The sequence below is a fragment of the Nocardioides antri genome (assembly GCF_008373765.1).
Classification (GTDB): Bacteria; Actinomycetota; Actinomycetes; order Propionibacteriales; family Nocardioidaceae; genus Nocardioides; species Nocardioides antri.
On the sequence record NZ_VUJW01000001.1, the window covers coordinates 756,134 to 777,500 of the forward strand.

Here is a 21,367-nt window from a genome sequence, read left to right on the forward strand (position 1 = left end):
CAGGTTGTAACTGATAGTTGCCATGTCAACTAGACTGGTGACAGCCGAGGACGATGACACCAAGGGGAGAGTGGACCCATGCAGATCGGCATCTTCACCGTCGGTGACGTGACGACCGATCCCACGACCGGGCGGACGCCCACCGAGCACGAGCGCATCAAGGCGACGGTCGCGATCGCCAAGAAGGCCGACGAGATCGGCCTCGACGTGTTCGCGACGGGGGAGCACCACAACCCGCCGTTCATCGCGTCCGCTCCGACGACCACGCTGGCCTACATCGGCGCCCAGACCGAGAACATCATCCTCTCGACGGCGACCACGCTGATCACCACCACCGACCCGGTGCTGATCGCGGAGAACTACGCGAAGCTCCAGCACCTCACCGACGGCCGCGTGGACCTGATGACGGGGCGCGGCAACACCGGTCCGGTCTACCCCTGGTTCGGCAAGGACATCCGGCAGGGCATCAACCTGGCGATCGAGAACTACGCGCTGCTGCACCGGCTCTGGCGCGAGGACGTCGTCGACTGGGAGGGCCGGTTCCGGACGCCGCTGCACGGGTTCACCTCGACGCCGCGGCCGCTCGACGGCGTGCCGCCCTTCGTGTGGCACGGCTCGATCCGCAGCCCCGAGATCGCCGAGCAGGCGGCCTACTACGGCGACGGGTTCTTCCACAACCACATCTTCTGGCCGCCGTCCCACACCGAGCAGATGGTCCGGCTCTACCGGGAGCGCTTCGAGCACTACGGCCACGGTCCGGCGGACACCGCCATCGTCGGCCTGGGCGGGCAGTTCTTCATGCGCAAGAACAGCCAGGACGCGGTCAAGGAGTTCCGGCCGTACTTCGACAACGCCCCCGTCTACGGCCACGGGCCGTCGCTGGAGGAGTTCACCGAGGGCACGCCGCTGACCGTCGGCTCACCGCAGCAGGTGCTCGAGCGCACCCTGTCGTTCCGCGACTACGTCGGCCACTACCAGCGCCAGCTGTTCCTGGTCGACCACGCGGGACTGCCGCTCAAGACGGTGCTCGAGCAGCTCGACCTGCTCGGCGAGATCCTCCCGGACCTGCGCAGGGGCTTCGCGGAGGGCCGGCCCGACCACATCCCCGACGCACCGACCCACGCCTCGCTCGTCGCCGCGTCCGGGGGAGCGAAGGACTCGACGGTGTACGCCGAGGCGGACGCCGTCACGGGAAGGACCGACCGATGACCCGGATCGTCGTCGTCACCGCCGGCCTGAGCGTCCCGTCGTCCACCCGGCTCCTCGCCGACCTGCTCGGCGACGCCGCCGGCCGGGCCGTCGAGGCCAGGGGCTCGGAGGTCGACGTCGAGACGATCGAGCTGCGCCCGCTCGCGCACGCGCTGGCCGACCGCCTGCTGACCGGGTTCCCGAGCGCGGAGCTGGCCGCGGTGATCGAGAAGGTGCACCGCGCCGACGGGCTCGTGGTCGTCACGCCGGTGTTCGCGGCGTCGTACTCCGGGCTCTTCAAGACGTTCTTCGACGTGCTCGAGGAAGGCACGCTCGACGGCAAGCCGGTGCTCCTCGCCGCGACCGCCGGCACCGCCCGGCACTCGCTGGTGCTCGACCACGCCCTGCGTCCGCTGTTCTCCTACCTGCACGCCGTGGTCGTCCCGACCGGCGTCTTCGCCGCGACCGACGACTTCGGGGGCGCGACCGCTTCGACAGGCTCGGGGACCGCGACCAGCGTGGAGGGCGCGCTCCAGAAGCGCGTCGAGCGGGCGGCCGGTGAGCTGGCTGCTCTCGTTGCCGGCAGTGGTACGCCGGCGCCGGCGGCTCCCGGGCGGAGAATGGTCGGGGACGAGCTGGCCAGCCCGACGCCGTTCGACCAGCTGCTCAAGCAGGCCAGCGAGGGACCGCCGCAGTACTGACGGCGGTCAGCGGCGCGGAGCCACGTTGCGGGCGAGCTCCTCGGGCATCGGCTCGTAGTGGGCGAAGGTCCGGCTGAACGTGCCGGCGCCGTGGGACGACGCGCGGATGTCGATGGCGTAGCGCACGAGCTCCCGCTGCGGCACGTGCGCCTTCACCAGAGCCCGGTCGCCCACCTGGTCGGTGCCGAGCAGCCGCCCCCGCCGGGCGGAGAGGTCGCTCATCACCCCGCCGACCAGCTCGTCGGAGACCAGCACCGACACCTCGTCGTACGGCTCCAGCAGCGCGATGCCGGCCTGCTCGGCTGCCTCGCGCAGCGCGAGCGCGCCAGCGGTCTGGAACGCCATGTCGGAGGAGTCGACGCTGTGCGCCTTGCCGTCGGTGAGGGTGACCCGGATGTCGACGACGGGGTAGCCGAGCCGGCAGCCCCGCTGCATCTGGGCGCGGACGCCCTTCTCGACGGAGGGGATGAACTGGCGGGGGACCGAGCCGCCGACCACCTTGTCGACGAACTCGAAGCCGGACCCCTCGGGAAGCGGCTCGACCTCGATGTCGCAGACGGCGTACTGGCCGTGGCCGCCGGACTGCTTGACGTGGCGGCCGTGGCCCTTCGCCGGCCCCATGAAGCACTCCCGCAGCGGGATCACCAGCTCCGTCTGCTCGACGGTGACGCCGTAGCGCTCGCGGAGCCGCTCGAGCGCGACCTCGGCGTGTGCCTCGCCCATCACCCAGATCACGAGCTGGCCGGTCTCGAGGTCGTGGTGGACCCGCAGGCTGGGGTCCTCGGCCGCGAGCCGGGTCAGCGCGGCGGACAGCTTGTCCTCGTCGGAGCGGGTCGCTGCCTCGATCGCGACCGGGAGCAGCGGGTCCGGCAGCGACCATGGGCGGAGCACCCGCGGAGCGTCGGGGGAGGAGAGCGTGTCGCCGGTCTCGGCGCGGGAGAGCCGGCCGACGATCGCGATGTCGCCCGCCGCCACCCGAGGTGCGAGCACCTGCTGGTTGCCCGCCGGGAACGCCAGCGCCCCGATCCGCTCGTCCTCGTCGTGGTCCTCGTGACCCTCGGTGCCGAAGCTCGCGAAATGGCCGGAGACGTGGACCGACGCGTCGGGGTCGAGGGTCCCGGAGAACACCCGGACCAGGCTCACCCGGCCGATGTAGGGATCGCTGGTCGTCTTCACCACCTCGGCGACGAGAGGGCCGGCCGGGTCGCAGGTGACCGCGTCCGCCGCGCGCCCCTCGGGCGTGAAGACGTCCGGCGGCACGTGCTCCGGCGGCGAGGGGAAGGCCCGCACGCACAGGTCGAGCAGCTCGGGAAGGCCCACCCCCGTCTGGGCGCAGACCGGCATGACGGGGAAGAAGCCGCCCCGGGCGATCGCGGTCTCCAGGTCGTCGATCAGGAGCCTCTCGTCGATCTGCTCACCGCCCAGGTAGCGATCCATGAGCGTCTCGTCCTCGGACTCCTCGATGATCGCCTCGATCAGCTCGCCCCGCCGCGGGTCGTCGGTGTCGGAGCCGATCAGGCTGGTCACGCCGCCGTCGTGCGGGACGTAGACCGGCAGCACCTTCTCGCCGAAGGCCTCCTGCGCGGCGCGCAGGACCTGGTCGTGGTCCGCGCGCGGGTGGTCGAGCTTGGTGACCACGACGGCGCGCGGCATCCCGACCGACGAGCACTCCCGCCACAGCTCACGGGTACCGTCGTCGACGCCCTCGTTGGCCGCGATGACGAAGAGCGCACAGTCGGCCGCGCGGAGCCCGGCGCGCACCTCACCGACGAAGTCGGCGTAGCCGGGGGTGTCGACGAGGTTCACCTTCGTGCCGTCGACCACGAGAGGTGCGACGGCGAGGGACACGGACCGGCCCTCGCCGAGGGACACCCCGGCGAGCGCCTCGACCAGAGCGGTCTTGCCTGACTGGGTGGGCCCGACCAGGACGACGTTGCGGATCCGGTCGGGCCCCGGCGCCGCTAGGTCCTGGTCGCTGGCCTTCCTGGATGTCTTGTCGGCCATGGGCCTACGTAACTCCGATGTGACGACGACCACAAGGGTCGCCGCCCACCAGGTTCACCCGGTGGCGGGGTGCTACGTCGGCGGCTCAGTGCTGGTAGGTGCCGACGACCATGCCGCGCGCGAGGGTCTTGAAGGCCAGGTTGAACCCGACGACGGCAGGACTGGCGCTGCCGTCGACACCAAGCTCGGGCTCCTTCACCGCGTGCACCACGAAGTAGTAGCGGTGCACCTGGTCGCCCTCCGGCGGCGCCGCGCCGCCGAAGGCGTTCTCGCCGAAGTCGTTGCGCACGTGGAACGCCCCGTCCGGCAGGCTGTCGTCGCTCGCGCCGGCACCGGTGTCGAGGCTGGTGACGTCTGCCGGGATGTCCACCGCGACCCAGTGCCAGAACCCGCTCACGATGGGGGCGTCCGGGTCGAAGCAGGTCACGACGTAGCTCTGCGTGCCCTCGGGCCCGGGCTCCCAGGACAGCTGTGGCGAGGTGTTGCCGCCGTCGTAGACCTGGTCGTCCTTGAGCGGCTGGCCGTCGGTGACGTCGGCGCTCGTGACGTCGAAGGAAGGTACGGCGGGCAGCAGCTCGTAGGGGTCGGGGGTGACCGGTCGGTCCAGGGACATGGATGCTCCTTCGTGGATGGGAAGCACAGTGCAATCGACGTCCGCGAATCTAGTCCGGCTGGTGGGTCGGTGACAGGGGGCGATCGCCGCGCGTCGATGATGTCTCCATGGACTTTCCGCCCTACCCCTCGGGTCTGCGCCTCGCCGGGCGGCGCGTTCTGGTCGTCGGCGGTGGCAACGTCGCCCAGCGCCGGGTGCCGCAGCTGATCGCGGTCGGGGCCGAGGTGCACGTGGTCTCTCCGGAGGTCACACCGGCGATCGAGGGGCTGGTCGGGTCGGGCGAGATCACCTGGCACCGACGTGCGTTCGAGGACACCGACCTCGAGGGGTGCTGGTACGTCATCGCCGTCACCGACGACGTGGACGTCAACGACCGGGTCAGCGAGCTGGCGGAGCAGCAGCGGATCTTCTGCGTGCGGTCGGACGACGGCACCCGCGGCACCGCGTGGACCCCGGCCGTCGGGCGCCACGCCGGCGTCACCATCGCCGTCCTCGGCAACCGGGAGCCGCGCCGATCGGCCGCTGTGCGGGACGAGATCCTCGAGGCGCTCCGGGAGGGCAGCATCACCGCGGGCCACCACCGCGACCGGACTCCGGGGGTCACCCTCGTCGGCGGCGGCCCCGGCGACCCGGAGCTGATGTCGATCGCTGGCCGGAAGGCCCTGATGGAGGCGGACGTCGTCGTGGCCGACCGGCTCGCACCGCGCGAGGTGCTCGGCGAGCTGCCGGCCGACGTCGAGCTCATCGACGTCGCGAAGCTGCCGCGCGGTCGCAGCGCCCAGCAGGCCGAGATCAACCGCGTCATCGTCGAGCGCGCCCTTGCCGGCAAGCGGGTCGTGCGGTTCAAGGGCGGCGACAACTTCGTGTTCGGCCGCGGCTACGAGGAGATCATCGCCTGCCGGGAGGCAGGGGTCCCGGTGACCGTGATCCCGGGCCTCACCAGCCCCGTCGCCGTACCCGCCATCGCCGGCATCCCCGTGACCCACCGCGGCGTCACCCACGAGTTCACGATCGTGTCCGGCCACCTCCCGCCGGGACACCCCGAGTCCCTCGTCGAGTACGCCGCCCTGGCCCGGATGCGGGGCACGATCGTCCTGATGATGGCTGTCGAGAACGCGCCCGCCATCGCCGACGCGCTGGTCGCCGGCGGCCGCAAGCCGGGCACGCCGGTGGCCGTGGTCTGCGACGGAACCATGCCGACCCAGCGGACCGTGCTCTCCACCCTCGGGACGCTGGCTGCGTCGATCGCGGCCGAGAAGGTGCAGCCGCCCGCGATCATCGTGGTCGGCGAGGTGGTCCGGGTCGCGTTCCCCGACGCGTACCCCGCCTCCGATGGCTGAGCTGGTCGAGATCGCGTCGGCCGACGACCCGCGTCTGGCCGACTACCGCGACCTGCGCGACGTCCAGTTGCGCAAGCACCTCGAGGCCGAGCAGGGGCTCTTCCTCGCGGAGGGGGAGAAGGTCGTCCGGCGTGCGGTCGAGGGCGGCTTCCCGGTCCGCTCGTTCCTGATGGCGCCCCGCTGGCTCCAGGGGCTCGCGGACGTGCTCGCGACGACCGACGCGCCGTGCTACGTCGTGCCGGAGGCGCTCGCCGAGGAGGTCACCGGCTTCCACGTGCACCGGGGAGCCCTGGCCTCGCTGGTACGACGCCCGCTCCCGCCGGTCTCCGAGGTGCTCGAGGGCGCCCGGTCGGTGCTCGTGCTCGAGGACATCGTCGACCACACCAACGTCGGCGCGGTCTTCCGCAGCGGGGCGGCCCTCGGGTTCGACGCGGTCCTCCTGGCGCCCCGCTGCGCGGACCCGCTCTACCGGCGCTCGATCAAGGTGGCGATGGGTGCGGTCTTCAGCGTGCCGTGGACACGGCTGCCGGACTGGCACGACGCGCTCCCCACGCTGTCGGCCTCCGGGTTCACGACCGTCGCCCTGACGCTCGCCGACGACGCGACCCCGATCGAGGAGGCCGTGGCCGGGCTCGACAAGGTCGCCCTCGTGCTCGGGTCGGAGGGGCACGGTCTGTCCACGCGCTGGCAGCAGTCCGCGGACCGCCGCGCGATCATCCCGATGGCCGCAGGCATCGACTCTCTCAACGTGGCCGCCGCCTCCGCAGTCGCGTGCTACGTCACCGCGCGCCGCTGACGAGCCGCCGGGTCGCCACGGCTGGGCTCAGTCGGGCAGAGCGGCCCGCGACTGGTCGAGGAACCGGAGGACGGCCCCGACCCGGGGGTTCTGACCGGTGCAGCGCTCGATGCCGAGCTTGTCGAGGATGCGGCCGACGTGCGCCTCGACCGTGCGGGGGCTGACGACGAGCTCGGTGGCGATGCCGTCGTTCGAGAGCCCGGCCGCCATCAGCTGCAGCACGTCGTGCTCGCGTTCGGTGAGCGAGCTCAACGGATCGGTCGCGCCGTGCATCAGCACGGTCACCACCTGGGGGTCGACCGCCAGGCCGCCGTTCGCCACCCGGGTCAGCGCTGCGGCGAAGCTCGGCAGGTCACCGACCCGGTCCTTGAGCAGGTAGCCGCGGTGCGACGGCTGGTCCTGCAGGAGCCGGAGGGCGAAGTCGGGAGTGAGGTAGTGGGACAGCACCATCACGCCGACGTCCGGGAACCGCTCCGCGATCGCACTCGCCGTGCTGACGCCCTCGCTGGTGAAGCTGGGGGGCATCCGGATGTCCACGATCACGACGTCCGGCTGCTGCGTCTCCAGCAGGTCCAGGAGCTCGTCCCCGTCGGACACCTGCCCGACGACAATGAAGCCGAGGTCGCCGAGAACCCGGACGATCCCCTCGCGGAAGAGGACCGAGTCCTCGGCGATCGCCACCCGGATCGTCCGGCGCAGCCTGGCCAGCTCGCGGATGGCCGTCGTCGTGAGCTCGTCCTTCGGGACGAACCCGAGCACGGGTGCCGTCGCGATGCGGTCGTCGTAGGCCGAGCGGCTGCGGCTCGACGTGATGATCACGCCGGGCGGCGCCGGCAGGTCCGCGAGGCGGCGGGCGACCTCGAAGCCGTCGGGGCCGTCGCCGAGGTGGATGTCGAGCAGCACGAGGTCGGGGTGGACCGCGGCTGCGGTGGCGACCGCCTGCTCGGCGTCGGGGACGTCGCCCACGACGTCGAACCCGTCGTCCTCGAGCACGCTGCGGAGGTACTCGCGGAAGGCCGGGTGGTCGTCGACGATCAGCACGGACACAGGACGACTCTCTCACGCGGGAGCCGCGCCCCGGATCCGTGGATTCCCGCATTGTCGGGGTGGTGCCGGCGGTAGGAGAATCGCGTCCGATGCAGACCAGCGCGGCGCCGTACGCCGGGGGGTCCCGCGGGGGCACCGGCCTCCTCGAGGGGCTCGTCCGGGTCGCGCACCGGCGGCTGGGGCCGTGGTACTTCCACGGCCTGGTCGTCGCCACCGGGCTCCTGGTGGTGACGGTGACCGTGCCGCTCCAGAACCTGACCCAGGTCCCGCTGTGGACGGGGAGCTTCGAGGGGTGGCAGTACATCGGCGTGTTCATGGCAATCGCCGCCGCTTCCGGCCCGTTCGTGCTCGGCCTGGTGGTCGTGCCGCGGCACCGGGCCCTGCTCGCCCACCTCCGCGGTCAGGAGGTCGACCCCGCCGCGGTGTGGCGGGAGTGCGTCACCCGGCTACCCGCGACGGCAGCACTCACCTCGCTGGCGTGGGGCGTCGTGGTCGTGGGCGGCGGGGTGGCGTTCGTCGGGCAGCGGGAGGACTTCGGCGTCCTCACCTACCCCGGGGCGTACGCCGCCCACGCGCTGATCCTCGTCGGCGTCGCCGCGTTCTACCTGATGGTGTGGGAGCTCGCGCTCCTGCCGATCACCCGCGAGGTCGCCCGGGCGCTCCCCGCCGGGTTCCGCGAGCAGTCGCTGGTCACCGGTCGCCGGCGGCTGATCCTCCTCAACACCTCCATCACCTTCACGGTCGGGTGCGAGACCGCAGGACTGTCCGTGGGGTTCGCCGGCGAGCACCGCTCGCTGATGGTGGTCCTGGTGCTGGTCGGCCTGATGACGACGTACGTCGGCGTGCTCCTCGCCCTGGTGTCGTCCAGCGTCACCCGGCGCGTGGACGAGCTCGCCGACGCCCTCAACAGCGCCGCGCGCGGCGGCGCGCCGATGCGGATGCTGCCGACGTCGGGGGACGAGTTCGACTCCGTGGGCGGTGCGTTCAACACCATGGTCGGCCTGCTCGAGGACCACGCCGAGGAGCTGCGCGGGTCGCGCTCCCGCCTGGTCTCCGTCGCGGATGCCACCCGTCGCCACATCGAACGCGACCTCCACGACGGGGCCCAGCAGCACCTGGCGCTCCTCAGCATGCAGCTCGGCCAGCTCGAGTCCACCTGCGCCCAGCACGGGTCCGTCGCTGCCCGGGTCCACGAGATCCGCGCCGAGCTGAGCGCGGTCGTGGCCGAGATGCGCGTCCTGGCGCACGGGATCTATCCCGCCTCGCTCGAGGCCGAGGGGCTGCCGTCGGCGCTGCGCGCAGCGGCACGTGAGTCGGACGTCGTGGTCCGCCTCGACATCGCCGTCGAGAGTCGCTGGAGCCATCCGGTCGAGACCGCCGTCTACTTCGGCTGCTGGGAGGTCCTCCAGCGGGCCCGGCACGCCGCGACCGGAGACGCCACGCTCGAGATCGCGCTGGGCGAGCACGATGGCACGGGGACGGTGGAGCTGTGCGTGCGGCCGGCGCTGCCGGCCGAGCACGAGGCCGAGCTGGCGCTGTTCCTCCAGGACCGGCTCGGCGCTGTCGGCGGCACCTTGGTCACCCGCCCCCGGGGGACGGACGTCGTCTACGTCGGACGGGTGCCGGTCCGATGAACGCCGCGACGGACGAGCGGATGCCATGGCTGGACACCCTGTTCGCCCGCTCGTACGCACGGCACCGGCAGCGGTACGTCGAGCTCTGGCTGCTCGTCAGTGCCTTCGGGATCCTGCTCCTGGCGTGGCCCTCGCAGTTCTGGACCGAGCATCCGCTGTGGGGGCCGGGCGGGGGTGACGCCCCCGCGTTCCTGGTCTCGATGGCGAGCGCGACCGCGATCGTCGTCCTGTTCGTCGTGCCCTGGACGCTGCGGGTGGCGTTCCGGCCGATCGTCCTCTTCCTGCGGGGAGAGCCGGTGGACCCGACGGACGTCTGGTTCGCCGCCGTACGACGGCTGCCGGTCGCCGGCGTCACGTTCACGGCCGCGTTCTGCGTGTTCGGCAACATCCCGACGCTGGTCGCGGTCGGCCGGCCGCGCGGGTTCGACGGCCTCGACTACCTCGGCGGCTGGCTGGTCGCCTGCCTGATCACGGCAGCCGCCGGCGCGTTCTTCGTGCTCGCGTGGGAGATCGCGTTCCGACCGCTCCTGCGGGAGGTCCAGCCGCTCCTCCCGCCGGACTTCGACGGGGGCACCAGCTGGCTGACCCTCACCCGGCGGAGCGCCCTCGCGTCGGCGTCCGCCATGGCCTACACGGGAGCAGCGGTCGGCAGTCTCGTCGCCGGCTCCGAGGACCGCGAGCACGTCCTCGTGATCACGGTGCTCGCGACGATCGGTGCGTCGGTGACGTTCGGTGGCGCGATCACCGTTCTCGTCTCGCACTCCATCTTCATGCGGCTCTCGGAGCTCAAGGCGGCGCTGGTCCGGATCGGGGAGCGCGACTACCGGGTCCGGGTCGCCGTCCGTGCCGGCGACGAGCTCGACGAGGCGGCCGCCAGCCTGAACCGGATGGCGGAACGCCTCGAGCACGAGGAGGCGGAGCTGCGCGCCTCGCGGGCCCGGCTGGCGTCGGTCGCCGACGCCGAGCGCCGCCGGATGGAGCGGGACCTCCGGCTGCGCGTCCTCGCCCGGCTGCGCCAGGTCCGGCAGGACGTGACCGAGGTCGCGAGCGAGCTCCCGGACGTCCCCGCCCTCCACCGGCTGTGCGAGCGGGTCCGGGTGACGACGGCCGACGCGATGCTCGAGATCCACCGGCTCGCCCGCGGGGTCTATCCCGCCGAGCTGACCTCCGGCGGGCTCGAGGCCGCGCTGGAGGCGGCAGGGCAGCGCGCCGCGGTACCGGTGTCGGTGCGCAGCGACGGCGTCGGCCGGCTCGACCCGGTCCACGAGTCGTCGGTCTACTTCACCTGCAACGAGGCCGTCCAGAACGCCGCGAAGCACGCCGGACCGGACGCGTGCGTGACGATCGACCTCGCCCGGGACAACGGCCGGCTCACCTTCGTGGTCAGCGACAACGGGCAGGGGTTCGAGGCCGCCGACGTGGGCCTCGGGCTCGAGAACATGCGCGACCGGGTCCGGGCCGTCGGCGGCGACCTCATGGTCGGGTCCGCACCGGGGAGCGGCACCACGGTGCGCGGCTGGGTCCCCGCCTGAGCGCCTCGCTCAGGTGGGCCAGTCCGGCGGGTAGTCGCCGGAGAGGGCCTCGTGCTGCTTGGTCAGCTTCTTGCGCGCGCGGGCCGAGATGCGGTCGCCGAAGACCGTCCCGTAGGTGTGGTCGGTCTCGTGCTGCAGGCAACGGGCCAGGAGGCCGTCGCCCTCGAACCGGACCGGGGAGCCGTCGAGGCCGAAGCCGTCGACGGTGGCGAAGTCCGGCCGGGCGCACGAGCAGAACGCGCCCGGGAAGGACAGGCAGCCCTCGTCGCCGTCGTCGAGGGTGCGGTCCTTGCCCTCAGGGAGGGTCACCGTCGGGTTGCAGACGACGCCGACCCAGCGCTCGCCGGCCTCGTCGGGACAGTCGAACACGAACATCGCCAGGTCGACCCCGACCTGGCAGGCCGCCAGCCCGACCCCGTCCGCGGCGTACATCGTGGCGACCATGTCGGCGGCGAGCGCACGCAGGTCCTCGCCGCCGAACTGGTCCGTCGTCACCCGCTGCTGGGGCCGGTGCATGACCGGCGTGCCCCAGCGGGTGATCGGTCGCACGGTGCCACCGCGGGGGAGCGGTCCGTACGGCGCGTGCACGGGCTGCTCGGGCCGCGGGTCCACCATGGCCAGCGATCCTAGGACGGGCGCGATCCGCGTGTGACGCGGGGCACGCCCACTTTTGCGAGGCATGGTGTAGCGCATTGTGTAACTCACAGTTACATTTGCCCGCATGTCCCTGATCAGCAACCTCAAGCCAGGTGGCAAGCACGGGGTCCCGAACACCGAGAGCCGCGATCCGATCGGCTTCCTCGTCGCGGGACTGAACCGGCTCGCCCAGAGTGACCTCATCGACAAGATGGGCCTCCGCAAGCAGACCGAGCAGGTCGTCTTCAACGTGACCCGCACCGGCTTCAAGACCATCACCAACGCGAGCCGGACGTTCGCCCGGTCCGGCAAGAAGGGTGCCCCCGGCACCCGCCCCGCCGCGACCGCCGGCACCGGCCCCTTCGACCTGACGCCCACCGAGGACGAGCAGATGCTCGTCGACGTGGTGTCGGAGTTCGCCGAGGAGGTCGTCCGCCCGGCTGCGCTGGAGGCCGACACCAAGTGCGCCGCCCCCGACGAGCTGCTCAAGGCCAGCCTCGAGATCGGACTGCCGATCCTGGGCGTGCCGGAGTCCCTCGGCGGCGTGTCCGAGGAGCGCTCCGCGATGGCCGGGACCCTGGTCGCCGAGGCGCTCGCGAAGGGCGACATGGGACTCGCGGTCGCCACCCTCGCGCCCGGCTCGGTCGCGACCGCGATCGGCCTGTGGGGCACCGACGAGCAGCAGCAGACCTACCTGCCGGCCTTCACCGGCGACGAGGTCCCGGCGGCCGCGCTGGCGCTCAACGAGCCCACCGTGCTCTTCGACGTCTTCGCCCCCGCCACGACGGCGAAGAAGGCCGACGGCGGGTACGTCCTGAACGGCACCAAGAGCCTCGTCGCCCGGGGTGACCAGGCCGAGCTCTTCGTCGTCGGCGCCGAGCTCGACGGCAAGCCGGTCCTGTTCCTCGTGGAGTCCTCGACCGAGGGCCTCAGCATCGAGGGCGACCCGGCGATGGGCGTCCGCGCGGCGTCGATGACCAAGCTGCACCTCAAGGACGTCAAGGTCCCGGCCGAGTCCGTCCTCGGCGAGACCGACGGGTCGACGTACGCCGACTGCGTGCGCCTCTCGCGCCTCGCCTGGTGCGCCCTCGCGGTCGGCACCGCCCAGGCCGTGCTCGACTACGTCACGCCCTACGTCAAGGAGCGCGAGGCGTTCGGCGAGCCGATCGCCCACCGCCAGTCGGTGGCGTTCATGGTCGCCAACATCGCGATCGAGCTGCAGGCCATGCGTCTCGTCACCTACCGCGCCGCGGCGCGGGCCGCGGCCGGCAAGAACTTCAGCAAGCAGGTGGCGCTCGCCAGGAAGCTGTGTGCCGACAAGGGCATGCAGATCGGCCTCGACGGCGTGCAGCTGCTCGGTGGCCACGGATACGTCAAGGAGCACCCGGTCGAGCGGTGGTACCGCGACCTGCGTGCCATCGGGATCATGGAAGGAACGGTGCTGGTCTGATGGCCATCAACCTCGAGATTCCCAAGAAGCACCGGGCGCTGATCGACCAGGCCCACCAGGTCGCGATGAACATGCTGCGACCGATCTCCCGCAAGTACGACATCGCCGAGCACGAGTACCCCAAGGAGCTCGACCTCCTCGCCGCGATGATCGACGGCCTGGAGGAGTCCGGTGCGAGCGAGGGTGCCGGCGCTGCCGGTGTCCGGCGCGAGGGCATCGCGGACGACAAGACCGTCAAGAACGGCGCCAACATGGCCTCCGTGACCTCGATCGCCGAGATGTGCTGGGGCGACGTCGGCCTGATGCTGTCGTTCCCGCGCCAGGGCCTTGGCAACTCCGCGATCGCGTCGGTCGCCAACGACGAGCAGCTCGCCCGGTTCAAGGGCAAGTGGGCGTCCATGGCGATCACCGAGCCGTCGTTCGGCTCGGACTCCGCCGCCGTGTCGACCACTGCGGTGCTCGACGGCGACGAGTACGTCATCAACGGCGAGAAGATCTTCGTCACCTCCGGTGAGCGGTCCGACTGCGTCGTCGTGTGGGCCACGCTCGACAAGTCGCTCGGCCGTGCCGCCATCAAGTCGTTCGTGGTCGAGAAGGGCACGCCCGGCATGAAGGTCGAGCGGCTGGAGGAGAAGCTCGGCATCCGGGCCTCCGACACCGCGGTGATCACCTTCACCGACTGCCGGGTGCCCAAGGAGAACCTCATGGGTTCCCCGGAGGTCAACGTCGAGCAGGGCTTCGCCGGCGCGATGGCGACCTTCGACAACACCCGCCCGCTGGTGGCGGCGATGGCCATCGGCTGCGCCCAGGCGTCGCTCGACCTCACCCGCGACCTGCTCAAGGACGCCGGCGTCGAGATCGACTACGACAAGCCGGCCAACCTGCAGTCGGCGGCCGCCGCGCGGTTCCTCCAGCTCGAGGCGGACTGGGAGGGCGCACGCCTGCTCACCCTCCAGGCGGCATGGATGGCCGACAACCGCAAGCCGAACTCGCTGGAGGCCTCGATGGCCAAGGCGAAGGCGGGCCGGGTCGGCTCCGACGTCACGCTGAGCTGCGTCGAGCTGTGCTCATCGGTCGGCTACAGCGAGGCGGAGCTTCTCGAGAAGTGGGCGCGCGACTCGAAGATCCTCGACATCTTCGAGGGCACCCAGCAGATCCAGCAGCTGATCGTGGCGCGCCGGGTCCTCGGGCTCTCGAGCGCCGAGCTCAAGTGAGGTCCTAGCAGTCCGTACGACGGCCCGGTCCTGGTTCGCCAGGGGCCGGGCTGTCGTCATTTCGGGGCGGCGGCCGCGACAGTTTCACCGGCCGGCCGGTGAAACTGTCGCTGGGAGTACGAAGTTTCATCGGCCAAGCGACAGTTTTCTCGGCCAAGTCTGGGCCACCCCAGGCCGGAAGTCGCCAGCAGCTTCCGCGTGACAGGCTGGAGCGCCACCGCGAAGACCCTGCAGAAGAGGTGAGATGCGGTTCGAGGAGGTCTACCGCGACCACGTGACGCCCGTGTGGCGTTACGTGCGCCTGCGTGTGCCCTCGGACATCGATGCGGAGGACGTGACCAGCCAGGTGTTCGAGAAGGCGCTGAGGTCGTGGCCGTCGTACGACGCGGGCCGCGGCAGCGTCGTCGGCTGGCTGCTCGGGATCGCGCGGCACGCCGTCGCCGACTGGTGGCGCAAGCACGGCCGCGAGCTCCCGGTCGACCAGGTTGGCGTCGAGGAGGCCGCGGTCGACGACCCCGAGGGAGACGCGCTGCGCAGCCTCGGCGCCGACGAGGTACGACGACAGCTCGGCGTGCTGACCCCGCGGGAGCGGGAGGCTGTCGCGCTGCGGTTCGGCAGCGAGCTCACCTCGGCCGAGATCGGCGAGGTGCTCGGCATCTCGGCGACCGCCGCCCGGATGCTCGTGCACCGCGGCGTCGGCCGGTTGCGGGAGGTGATGACCGATGGATGAGCAGTACGACGCGGTCGAGCGGTGGGACGACGAGCTCGGCGACCTGCTCGCCGGGCGCGGCGGTCGAGCCGTCCTCCCGACCGAGCAGTGGCTGGCGAGCGCGGCCCGCCCGACCGTCCCTGGCACCGTCGTCGCACGGGTCGACCACGCCGTGGGCGTCGTCTCCCGGCGCGATGACCGACCGTCGCGGTGGCTCACCGTGGTCGCGATCGGGCTGGCCGCGGCGTTCGTCTTCCAGGGCGTCGGCAACCTGGTCGCAGGGGAGTGGGTCGCGGACAACCTCGGTGAGCCCTACGCGCCGCACCCGTTCCGTGAAGGCGGCCTGGCGATGATCGCGATCGGCGTCTGCGCGGCGGCCGGCGCCGTCAGCCGACGGTGGAGCACGGCATCGGTGCTGACCTGCACCCCGCTGGCGATCGGGCTCGGGCTCCACGGCTTCACCGAGGTCGGGGTCTTCGCCGCCGGCGTCGCGCTGCACCTCACGGAGGGCACGCTCGGGATCCTGCTGGCCGTGTGCTGGTGGCTGGACCGACGTGACAGGGCAGCCGCCCGCCGCGAAGTCAGGACATGAGGTCCCTGACACCGACGCGCGCCTTCGGGATCGCGCTGGCCGTGCCCCAGTTCGTGATCGGCGTCTGGGCGGTGCTGAGCCCGCGCGGGTGGTACGACAGCTTCCCCGGGATCGGCCCCGCGCTCGCCGCGGCCGAGCCGCCGTACAACGCACACCTGGTCACCGACGCCGGCGCGGGCTTCCTGGCCACCGGCGGCCTCCTGCTCGGTGCCTGCCTGCTCGGCGGCGCGGCCGAGATGCGCGTCGCCGCAGCCGGCTACCTGCTCTTCGCCGCGCCGCACCTCGTCTACCACGCGCTCAACCCGTCGCCGCTGCTCGACGCGGCCAACGACGTGCTCAACGTGATCCTGATCGGGGCCCAGGTCGCGGGCGCCGTCACCCTCATCGCGCTCACCACTCATCGGAAGGAACCAGCATGGGCATCCTGAAGCGGATCTGGGTCCACCTGAAGGTCATTCGCAAGGCGCGCCGCAACCGCGGCGACCTCCTGGGCTGGCTGGTGCGCAGGCCCCAGCTCCTGCTCGCGCAGGGCACCTACGAGTCGTCGCTGCTCCTCATGGGGCGGGTGCCGGGCGAGCTGAAGACGCTCGCGGTGGCGAAGGCGGCGATGATCGTCAACTGCGAGTACTGCCTCGACATCGGCGCCGAGATCGCGCGCACCGAGGGGATCTCCGACGAGAAGCTGCAGGCGCTGCTGACCTACGAGGACAGCACGGTGCTCAGTGACGACGAGAAGCTCGTGGTCGCGTTCGCGGCCGCCGTCTCGTCCTCGCCGGCGGTCGTCCCGGAGGACCTCCGCGCGCGCCTGGAGGCGCGGTTCAGCCGAGCGCAGATCGCCGAGCTCGCTGCGGAGATCACCTGGGAGAACCAGCGTGCGCGCCTCAACCAGGCGCTCGCCGTCCGCCCGTCCGGGTTCTCCGACGGCGCCTTCTGCCTGGTCCCGGAGCCCGCGAAGACCTCCTAGGAGGGTCGGCCGACGGCCGCACCTTCCGCCGGCAGCACCGTGAGGTGCGTGGGCGCGCGGAGCCCGTCCGCGGCGAACGCCGTGTCGATGGCGTCCTGTACGGCGGTCGCGCGCTCCTCGGGAACGAGCGCAATCGACGAGCCGCCGAACCCGCCGCCGGTCAGTCGGGCGCCGAGCGCGCCGGCCTCGACCGCGGTCGCGACGGCGAGGTCGAGAGCGGGCGTCGATGCGGCGTAGTCGCCCCGCAGCGAGGCGTGGGAGGCGCTGAGGATCGTCCCAACGCGGTCCCAGTCGCCCGCCGCCACCGCCGTGACCGTGTCCTCGACCCGGGCGCTCTCGGAGAGCACGTGGCGGGCCCGGGCACGGTGCACGTCGTCGTCGAGACGGCTGAGGTCGTCGGCCCAGGCGAGCCCGAGGCGCGGCAGCTCGAGCACGGCGGCGGCGGCGTCGCACTCCGTCCTGCGCTGGGCATAGCCGCTCCCGGCGTCCGCGAGGTCGTGCGCGGCGCCGGTGTCGGAGACGAGGAGAACCAGGCCAGCGTCCCGGAGGGGGAGCGGGACGTGTTGGAGGCTGGTGTCCGCGAAGTCGATGAGGAGGGCGTGGTCGGGCTTCGCGAGGAGCGAGACCAGCTGGTCCATGCCCCCGGTCGGCGCACCGACGTACTCCCTCTCGGCGCGGCTGCACAGCGCGGCGAGCGGCTGACGGCTGCCCGGGTCGAGCGGCCGGTCGAGCAGCGAGCCGACGGCCAGCGCGACGGAGCACTCGAGTGCTGCCGAGCTGGACAGCCCGGCGCCGGACGGGAGGTCGCTGTCGATGACGAGGTCGAGGCCCGGCAGCCGCCACCCCTCGTCGCGGGCCGCCCACAGCACGCCGGCGACGTAGCGCACCCAGCCGGGCATCGCCGCCCGGCCGACGAGCGTGAGGTCGGCCAGCCGACCGGTCCAGACTTCCCGGAACGCAGTGCTCCGGACCCGGACCCGGTCGTCGCCTCGCTCCCGCGCGGTAGTGGTCGTGCCGAGCGCGATCGCGAAGGGGAGGCACAGACCGCCGTTGTAGTCGGTGTGGTCACCGATGAGGTTGACCCGGCCGGGGGCGAAGGCGGTCACGGAGGACATCCCCCATCCTTACCCGGGGACCGCGGGACGGACGACAGGGGGCAGCGGAGGTAGATTCGGGACGTGCGCTTCCTCGACGACCGCCATCCCTCTCACGACCTCACCTACGACGACGTCTTCATGGTCCCGCGCCGGTCGTCGGTGGGGAGTCGGTACGACGTCGACCTGGCGACCACCGACGGCACCGGCACCACGATCCCGATCGTGGTGGCCAACATGACAGCGATCGCCGGCAAGCGGATGGCCGAGACCGTCGCCCGCCGCGGCGGCCTGGTCGTGATCCCGCAGGACATCCCGTCGCCCGTGGTCGCCGACGTCGTCGCCTACGTGAAGTCGCGCCACCTCGTGCTCGACACCCCGATCCAGCTGCGCCCGGACCAGACCGTCGCCGAGGCGCTGTCGCTGATCCCGAAGCGCGCCCACCAGGCAGCCGTCGTCGTCGACGAGGACCAGCGCCCGGTCGGCATCGTGCTCGAGAGCGACTGCGCCGACGTCGACCGGTTCGCCCAGGCACACCAGGTGATGCGCCCGGTGGAGGTGCTGATCGAGGCCGACACCGAGCCGCGCAAGGCTTTCGACGCCCTTGACGACGCGCGCGCCGTCATCGCGGTCGGCGTCGACGCGGACGGGCGGCTGGTCGGCGTGCTGAACCGCACCAGCGCGCTGCGCGCGACCCTCTACCGTCCGGCGACCGACGACGCCGGCAGCCTGCGGATCGCCGCGGCGGTCGGCGTCAACGGAGACGTCGCAGCGAAGGCGAGCGCGCTGCTCGACGCGGGTGTCGACTGCCTCGTCGTCGACACCGCGCACGGCCACCAGGACCGGATGGTCGAGGCGCTGCAGGCGGTGCGCTCGCTGAGCCCCGAGGTGCCCGTCGTCGCCGGCAACGTGGTCGACGGCGACGGCACCCGCACCCTGGTGGAGGCGGGCGCCGACATCGTCAAGGTCGGCGTCGGGCCCGGGGCCATGTGCACGACCCGGATGATGACCGGCGTCGGGCGCCCCCAGTTCTCGGCCGTCCTCGACTGCGCTGCGGCGGCCCGCGAGCTCGGCGCCCACGTGTGGGCCGACGGCGGGGTCCGCCACCCGCGCGACGTCGCGCTCGCGCTGGCTGCCGGTGCGTCCTCGGTGATGATCGGCTCGTGGTTCGCCGGCACCCACGAGTCGCCCGGCGACCTGCTCGAGGACGCCGACGGCAGGCCGTTCAAGGTCTCCTTCGGCATGGCGTCGGCGCGGGCCGTCGCCGGCCGCACGGTCTCGGAGTCCGCGTTCGACCGGGCCCGCAAGGGCCTCTACGAGGAGGGCATCTCGTCCTCGCGGATGTACCTCGACCCCGCCCGTCCCGGCGTCGAGGACCTGCTCGACCAGATCTCCGCCGGCGTGCGCTCGGCCTGCACCTACGCCGGTGCGACGACCCTGGCCGAGCTCCACGAGCGGGCCGTGGTCGGCGTCCAGTCCGCCGCCGGATTCCACGAGGGCCGTCCGCTGGCCACCAGCTGGTGACCGGCGGGTGACCGGCACGGCGCGGGTCCTGGTCGTCGCGGCGACCAAAGCGGAGGCCGCGTACGTCCCGGCCGACCTGCCGCTCCTCATCACCGGCATCGGCAAGACCGCGGCCGCCACCGCGGTCGCACGGGCCTTGGCGTCGTACGACGACCTCGAGGGCCTCGAGATCCTCAACATCGGGACCGCCGGGGCTCTCCACGACCACCACGAGGGTCTTCACGAGCCGGGCATCGTGCTCAACCACGACATCAACGCCGACGCGATCCGGGCGCTCGGCTACGACCCGCACGAGCGGCTGCGGTGCGGGCCGGGCGAGGTGGTCCTGGCGACCGGCGACATCTTCGTCACCGACCCCGTCGTGCGCTCCCGGCTGGCGCTGCAGGCCGACCTCGTCGACATGGAGGGCTACGCCGTCGTCTACGCGGCGCAGCAGTTCGGTGTCCCGGTCCGGCTGGCGAAGCACGTCTCCGACAACGCCGACGAGCGGGCGATGGACTGGCCGACGCTGGTCGACCGCAGTGCCCGCGCGTTGGGCGAGTGGCTGGCCGCGGCTCTCTGACAGGATGGGCTCCGTGGACGCGATCGGTCGGTTCGTCGTCCTCGAGCGGATCGGCGTCGGTGCCCACGCCGCGGTCTACCGTGCCGAGGACCCGGTGCTCGAGCAGCTCGTCGCGCTCAAGGTGCTCTCGGCACAGGTCGCCTTCGACCCGGACGGTCGCGCGCGGTTCATCAAGGAGGCGCGGCTGATGCGGCGGATCGACTCGGTCCGCACCGCCACGGTCTACGACGTCGCGCAGCTCCCGGACGGACGCCCCTACCTCGTCCTCGAGCTCGCCGAGCGCGGCACGCTCCGGGACCGTCTCGACGACCTCGAGCAGCGCGCTGTGGCGCTCACCGTGCGCGACGTGCGAGCGGTGGCGGCCGGGCTCGGCGCCGCGCTCGCCGCGATCCACGACCGCGGGGTCGTCCACCGCGACGTCAAGCCGTCCAACATCCTCATCCGGCCGGCGGCGGAGGGACACCCGCCCGACGGCTATCCCGACGGCGTCCTCCTCCGCGACGACGACTTCCTGATCCTCACCGACTTCGGCCTCGCCAAGGCGCTCGACTCGACCCGGCTGGTGACGGTGCCCGTGGGGACCCCGGACTACATGGCGCCCGAGCAGCAGGCGATCGGCGCCCCGATCGACGGCCGCGCCGACATCTACGCCGCCTCGGCGGTCGTCGCCGAGCTGGTCGGCCGCACCCACGGTGCGCCGGACGCCCGGGTCGCGGCGGTGCTCCGGCGCGGGATGGCCCACGACCGCGACGACCGGCACCCCGACGCCCGCACCTGGGCCCGTGACGTGGTCGGAGCCCTCGACGCCAGCCTCGCGCCGGCCACCGTCCTGGGCCAGGCCCCTCCGGTGGCGACGCCCACACCCACGCCCCCTGCCCCGGTACCCGGCCCTTCCCGCCCCGGGCCGGTGCCGGTCCTCGACTACAGTCCGGGCCAGCCGCCGGCCGTCCGCCGCCGAGGCTTCCCGGGCGGTCCGGTGCTGCTCGCTGTCCTGGTGGCGGCACTGATCGCCGTCGTGATCCTGGTTCTGCTCGCCCTCGACCACACCGGAGGGACCCGATGATCGACCCGTCGCTGCTCCAGGCCGCCGCCGCCGGCGACGCTGCGGCGCGCGGAGCCGTCCTCAGCGACTACGCCGCGACCGGCGCCGAGGCCCGGATCGCGATCCTCGACGGCCTGGCGGGGCACGCCGCGACGGGCGCCATCCCGGCGACCGAGCTCCTGCTCGAGCTCGTCCACAAGCACCGCATCGCGCACCCGGCGATCACCACCCTGCTGGTCGACCCGGCCGACATCGAGGACGCCGCCCAGCTGACGCTGATCGCGGTGATGGAGAAGATGGCGCAGTTCGAGGGGCGCTCCCGCTTCCAGACCTGGGTGCGCGCCATCGCCCGCAACGAGGCGCTCCAGGTGCTGCGGCGCAAGCAGCGCAAGAACGAGCCGTCGGGCGACGAGGTGCCCGAGCGGGCGGCGTTCAGCAGACGGCTGAGCTCCGTCGTCGCCGACGAGGTGGCGGTGCGCCAGGCTCTCGACCAGGTGCCGGAGCCCTACCGCGAGGCCCTGATCCTGCGCGAGTTCGACCAGCTGGGCTACGACGAGATCGCCGAGCGGCTGAGCGTCCCGGTCGGCACCGTCCGGTCCCGGATCGCGCGCGCCCGTGAGCTGCTCGCCAAGCAGGCCTGGAACTGGTCGTAGAAAAAAGTCTCGCGATTCCGGGAACTGGCCGGGGGAGTGGGCGCATCCCGTGGATGAGGCCGGCCGCAGCGG

The 21,367-nt window shown here is 72.4% G+C and carries 21 protein-coding genes; 16 read left to right on the top strand and 5 right to left on the bottom strand.

Going from position 1 to position 21,367, the window contains the following annotated elements; genetic code table 11:
• The first annotated feature begins 78 nt into the window (after positions 1–78).
• Positions 79–1,209, top strand: coding sequence for an LLM class flavin-dependent oxidoreductase (locus tag F0U47_RS03690; RefSeq protein WP_149748922.1), 1,131 nt, complete (start codon positions 79–81; stop codon positions 1,207–1,209).
• On the top strand, positions 1,206–1,889 hold the full coding sequence (locus tag F0U47_RS03695) for an FMN reductase (protein WP_149748923.1): 684 nt from the start codon (positions 1,206–1,208) through the stop codon (positions 1,887–1,889). The genes F0U47_RS03690 and F0U47_RS03695 overlap by 4 nt, the downstream gene beginning before the upstream one ends.
• A 6-nt stretch (positions 1,890–1,895) precedes the next feature.
• Here the strand turns inward: F0U47_RS03695 and F0U47_RS03700 are convergent, their stop codons facing one another.
• Both F0U47_RS03700 and F0U47_RS03705 read right to left on the bottom strand, forming a co-directional pair.
• Entirely contained in the window at positions 1,896–3,893 is a 1,998-nt protein-coding gene (locus F0U47_RS03700) for an elongation factor G (RefSeq protein WP_149748924.1), read from the bottom strand.
• 85 nt (positions 3,894–3,978) lie between these two features.
• Positions 3,979–4,506 carry a YbhB/YbcL family Raf kinase inhibitor-like protein gene (locus F0U47_RS03705; protein ID WP_149748925.1) on the bottom strand — a complete coding sequence of 176 codons (528 nt, stop codon included), beginning with the start codon at positions 4,504–4,506 and terminating at the stop codon, positions 3,979–3,981.
• Between the two features lie 107 nt (positions 4,507–4,613).
• Here F0U47_RS03705 and cobA point away from each other — a divergent pair, with 107 nt between their 5' ends.
• Both cobA and F0U47_RS03715 read left to right on the top strand, forming a co-directional pair.
• Positions 4,614–5,846 carry a uroporphyrinogen-III C-methyltransferase gene (gene cobA, locus F0U47_RS03710; protein ID WP_149748926.1) on the top strand — a complete coding sequence of 411 codons (1,233 nt, stop codon included), beginning with the start codon at positions 4,614–4,616 and terminating at the stop codon, positions 5,844–5,846.
• A complete protein-coding gene (locus tag F0U47_RS03715) occupies positions 5,839–6,642 on the top strand; it encodes a TrmH family RNA methyltransferase (protein WP_149748927.1) in 804 nt (267 codons plus the stop codon). The genes cobA and F0U47_RS03715 overlap by 8 nt, the downstream gene beginning before the upstream one ends.
• Before the next feature lie 27 nt (positions 6,643–6,669).
• On the opposite strand, the gene F0U47_RS03720 is transcribed toward F0U47_RS03715, so the two are convergent.
• Positions 6,670–7,689: a response regulator gene (locus tag F0U47_RS03720; RefSeq protein WP_149748928.1), complete on the bottom strand. Its 1,020-nt coding sequence runs from the start codon at positions 7,687–7,689 to the stop codon at positions 6,670–6,672.
• A gap of 89 nt (positions 7,690–7,778) precedes the next feature.
• Here F0U47_RS03720 and F0U47_RS03725 point away from each other — a divergent pair, with 89 nt between their 5' ends.
• Together F0U47_RS03725 and F0U47_RS03730 are read left to right on the top strand one after the other, a co-directional pair.
• Complete coding sequence (locus F0U47_RS03725) at positions 7,779–9,323, top strand: sensor histidine kinase (RefSeq protein ID WP_149748929.1); 1,545 nt, start codon at positions 7,779–7,781, stop codon at positions 9,321–9,323.
• A complete protein-coding gene (locus F0U47_RS03730; protein WP_149748930.1) occupies positions 9,320–10,855 on the top strand; it encodes a sensor histidine kinase in 1,536 nt (511 codons plus the stop codon). The genes F0U47_RS03725 and F0U47_RS03730 overlap by 4 nt, the downstream gene beginning before the upstream one ends.
• Before the next feature lie 9 nt (positions 10,856–10,864).
• Here F0U47_RS03730 and def read toward each other — a convergent pair whose 3' ends face one another.
• Positions 10,865–11,470, bottom strand: coding sequence for a peptide deformylase (def, locus tag F0U47_RS03735; RefSeq protein ID WP_149748931.1), 606 nt, complete (start codon positions 11,468–11,470; stop codon positions 10,865–10,867).
• Between the two features lie 106 nt (positions 11,471–11,576).
• Between def and F0U47_RS03740 the strand changes: the two genes are divergently transcribed.
• The 6 genes from F0U47_RS03740 (at position 11,577) to F0U47_RS03765 (ending at position 16,420) form a co-directional block, all read left to right on the top strand.
• Positions 11,577–12,941: an acyl-CoA dehydrogenase family protein gene (locus F0U47_RS03740; RefSeq protein WP_149748932.1), complete on the top strand. Its 1,365-nt coding sequence runs from the start codon at positions 11,577–11,579 to the stop codon at positions 12,939–12,941.
• The gene (locus tag F0U47_RS03745) at positions 12,941–14,155 is read left to right on the top strand and encodes an acyl-CoA dehydrogenase family protein (RefSeq protein ID WP_149748933.1); all 1,215 of its coding nucleotides are present in this window, start codon (positions 12,941–12,943) and stop codon (positions 14,153–14,155) included. The genes F0U47_RS03740 and F0U47_RS03745 overlap by 1 nt, the downstream gene beginning before the upstream one ends.
• 244 nt (positions 14,156–14,399) lie before the next feature.
• Positions 14,400–14,885, top strand: a complete 486-nt coding sequence (locus F0U47_RS03750) for an RNA polymerase sigma factor (RefSeq protein ID WP_149748934.1) — start codon at positions 14,400–14,402, stop codon at positions 14,883–14,885.
• A complete protein-coding gene (locus tag F0U47_RS03755; protein WP_149748935.1) occupies positions 14,878–15,456 on the top strand; it encodes a hypothetical protein in 579 nt (192 codons plus the stop codon). The genes F0U47_RS03750 and F0U47_RS03755 overlap by 8 nt, the downstream gene beginning before the upstream one ends.
• Positions 15,453–15,884 (top strand): hypothetical protein, encoded by a 432-nt coding sequence (locus F0U47_RS03760; protein ID WP_149748936.1) that lies wholly within the window; start codon positions 15,453–15,455, stop codon positions 15,882–15,884. The genes F0U47_RS03755 and F0U47_RS03760 overlap by 4 nt, the downstream gene beginning before the upstream one ends.
• Positions 15,872–16,420, top strand: a complete 549-nt coding sequence (locus tag F0U47_RS03765) for a carboxymuconolactone decarboxylase family protein (protein WP_149748937.1) — start codon at positions 15,872–15,874, stop codon at positions 16,418–16,420. The genes F0U47_RS03760 and F0U47_RS03765 overlap by 13 nt, the downstream gene beginning before the upstream one ends.
• On the opposite strand, the gene galK is transcribed toward F0U47_RS03765, so the two are convergent.
• Positions 16,417–17,535, bottom strand: a complete 1,119-nt coding sequence (gene galK, locus F0U47_RS03770; RefSeq protein WP_149748938.1) for a galactokinase — start codon at positions 17,533–17,535, stop codon at positions 16,417–16,419. The two genes, F0U47_RS03765 and galK, sit on opposite strands and share 4 nt — an antisense overlap.
• Before the next feature lie 63 nt (positions 17,536–17,598).
• On the opposite strand from galK, the gene F0U47_RS03775 reads away from it, so the two are divergent.
• Genes F0U47_RS03775 through F0U47_RS03790 form a run of 4 tightly spaced genes read left to right on the top strand, consistent with a single transcriptional unit; the run spans position 17,599 to position 21,295 of the window.
• Entirely contained in the window at positions 17,599–19,038 is a 1,440-nt protein-coding gene (locus F0U47_RS03775) for a GuaB1 family IMP dehydrogenase-related protein (protein WP_223162629.1), read from the top strand.
• A 7-nt stretch (positions 19,039–19,045) separates the two neighbouring features.
• Positions 19,046–19,600 carry a nucleosidase gene (locus F0U47_RS03780; RefSeq protein WP_149748940.1) on the top strand — a complete coding sequence of 185 codons (555 nt, stop codon included), beginning with the start codon at positions 19,046–19,048 and terminating at the stop codon, positions 19,598–19,600.
• Between the two features lie 13 nt (positions 19,601–19,613).
• Complete coding sequence (locus F0U47_RS21975; RefSeq protein WP_188111147.1) at positions 19,614–20,663, top strand: serine/threonine-protein kinase; 1,050 nt, start codon at positions 19,614–19,616, stop codon at positions 20,661–20,663.
• On the top strand, positions 20,660–21,295 hold the full coding sequence (locus F0U47_RS03790) for an RNA polymerase sigma factor (protein ID WP_149748942.1): 636 nt from the start codon (positions 20,660–20,662) through the stop codon (positions 21,293–21,295). Before F0U47_RS21975 ends, F0U47_RS03790 begins: the two co-directional genes overlap by 4 nt.
• Positions 21,296–21,367 lie beyond the last annotated feature (72 nt).

Bases quoted from the DNA above. Each gene is read 5' to 3' on its own strand.
- F0U47_RS03765 (WP_149748937.1), top strand. From the start codon at position 15,872: ATGGGCATCCTGAAGCGGATCTGGGTCCACCTGAAGGTCATTCGCAAG.
- F0U47_RS03700 (WP_149748924.1), bottom strand. From the start codon at position 3,893: ATGGCCGACAAGACATCCAGGAAGGCCAGCGACCAGGACCTAGCGGCG.
- F0U47_RS03790 (WP_149748942.1), top strand. From the start codon at position 20,660: ATGATCGACCCGTCGCTGCTCCAGGCCGCCGCCGCCGGCGACGCTGCG.
- def (WP_149748931.1), bottom strand. From the start codon at position 11,470: ATGGTGGACCCGCGGCCCGAGCAGCCCGTGCACGCGCCGTACGGACCG.
- F0U47_RS03715 (WP_149748927.1), top strand. From the start codon at position 5,839: ATGGCTGAGCTGGTCGAGATCGCGTCGGCCGACGACCCGCGTCTGGCC.
- F0U47_RS03730 (WP_149748930.1), top strand. From the start codon at position 9,320: ATGAACGCCGCGACGGACGAGCGGATGCCATGGCTGGACACCCTGTTC.
- F0U47_RS03695 (WP_149748923.1), top strand. From the start codon at position 1,206: ATGACCCGGATCGTCGTCGTCACCGCCGGCCTGAGCGTCCCGTCGTCC.
- F0U47_RS03690 (WP_149748922.1), top strand. From the start codon at position 79: ATGCAGATCGGCATCTTCACCGTCGGTGACGTGACGACCGATCCCACG.
- F0U47_RS03760 (WP_149748936.1), top strand. From the start codon at position 15,453: ATGAGGTCCCTGACACCGACGCGCGCCTTCGGGATCGCGCTGGCCGTG.
- F0U47_RS03740 (WP_149748932.1), top strand. From the start codon at position 11,577: ATGTCCCTGATCAGCAACCTCAAGCCAGGTGGCAAGCACGGGGTCCCG.
- galK (WP_149748938.1), bottom strand. From the start codon at position 17,535: ATGTCCTCCGTGACCGCCTTCGCCCCCGGCCGGGTCAACCTCATCGGT.
- F0U47_RS03755 (WP_149748935.1), top strand. From the start codon at position 14,878: ATGGATGAGCAGTACGACGCGGTCGAGCGGTGGGACGACGAGCTCGGC.
- F0U47_RS03705 (WP_149748925.1), bottom strand. From the start codon at position 4,506: ATGTCCCTGGACCGACCGGTCACCCCCGACCCCTACGAGCTGCTGCCC.
- F0U47_RS03745 (WP_149748933.1), top strand. From the start codon at position 12,941: ATGGCCATCAACCTCGAGATTCCCAAGAAGCACCGGGCGCTGATCGAC.
- F0U47_RS03750 (WP_149748934.1), top strand. From the start codon at position 14,400: ATGCGGTTCGAGGAGGTCTACCGCGACCACGTGACGCCCGTGTGGCGT.
- F0U47_RS03725 (WP_149748929.1), top strand. From the start codon at position 7,779: ATGCAGACCAGCGCGGCGCCGTACGCCGGGGGGTCCCGCGGGGGCACC.
- cobA (WP_149748926.1), top strand. From the start codon at position 4,614: ATGGACTTTCCGCCCTACCCCTCGGGTCTGCGCCTCGCCGGGCGGCGC.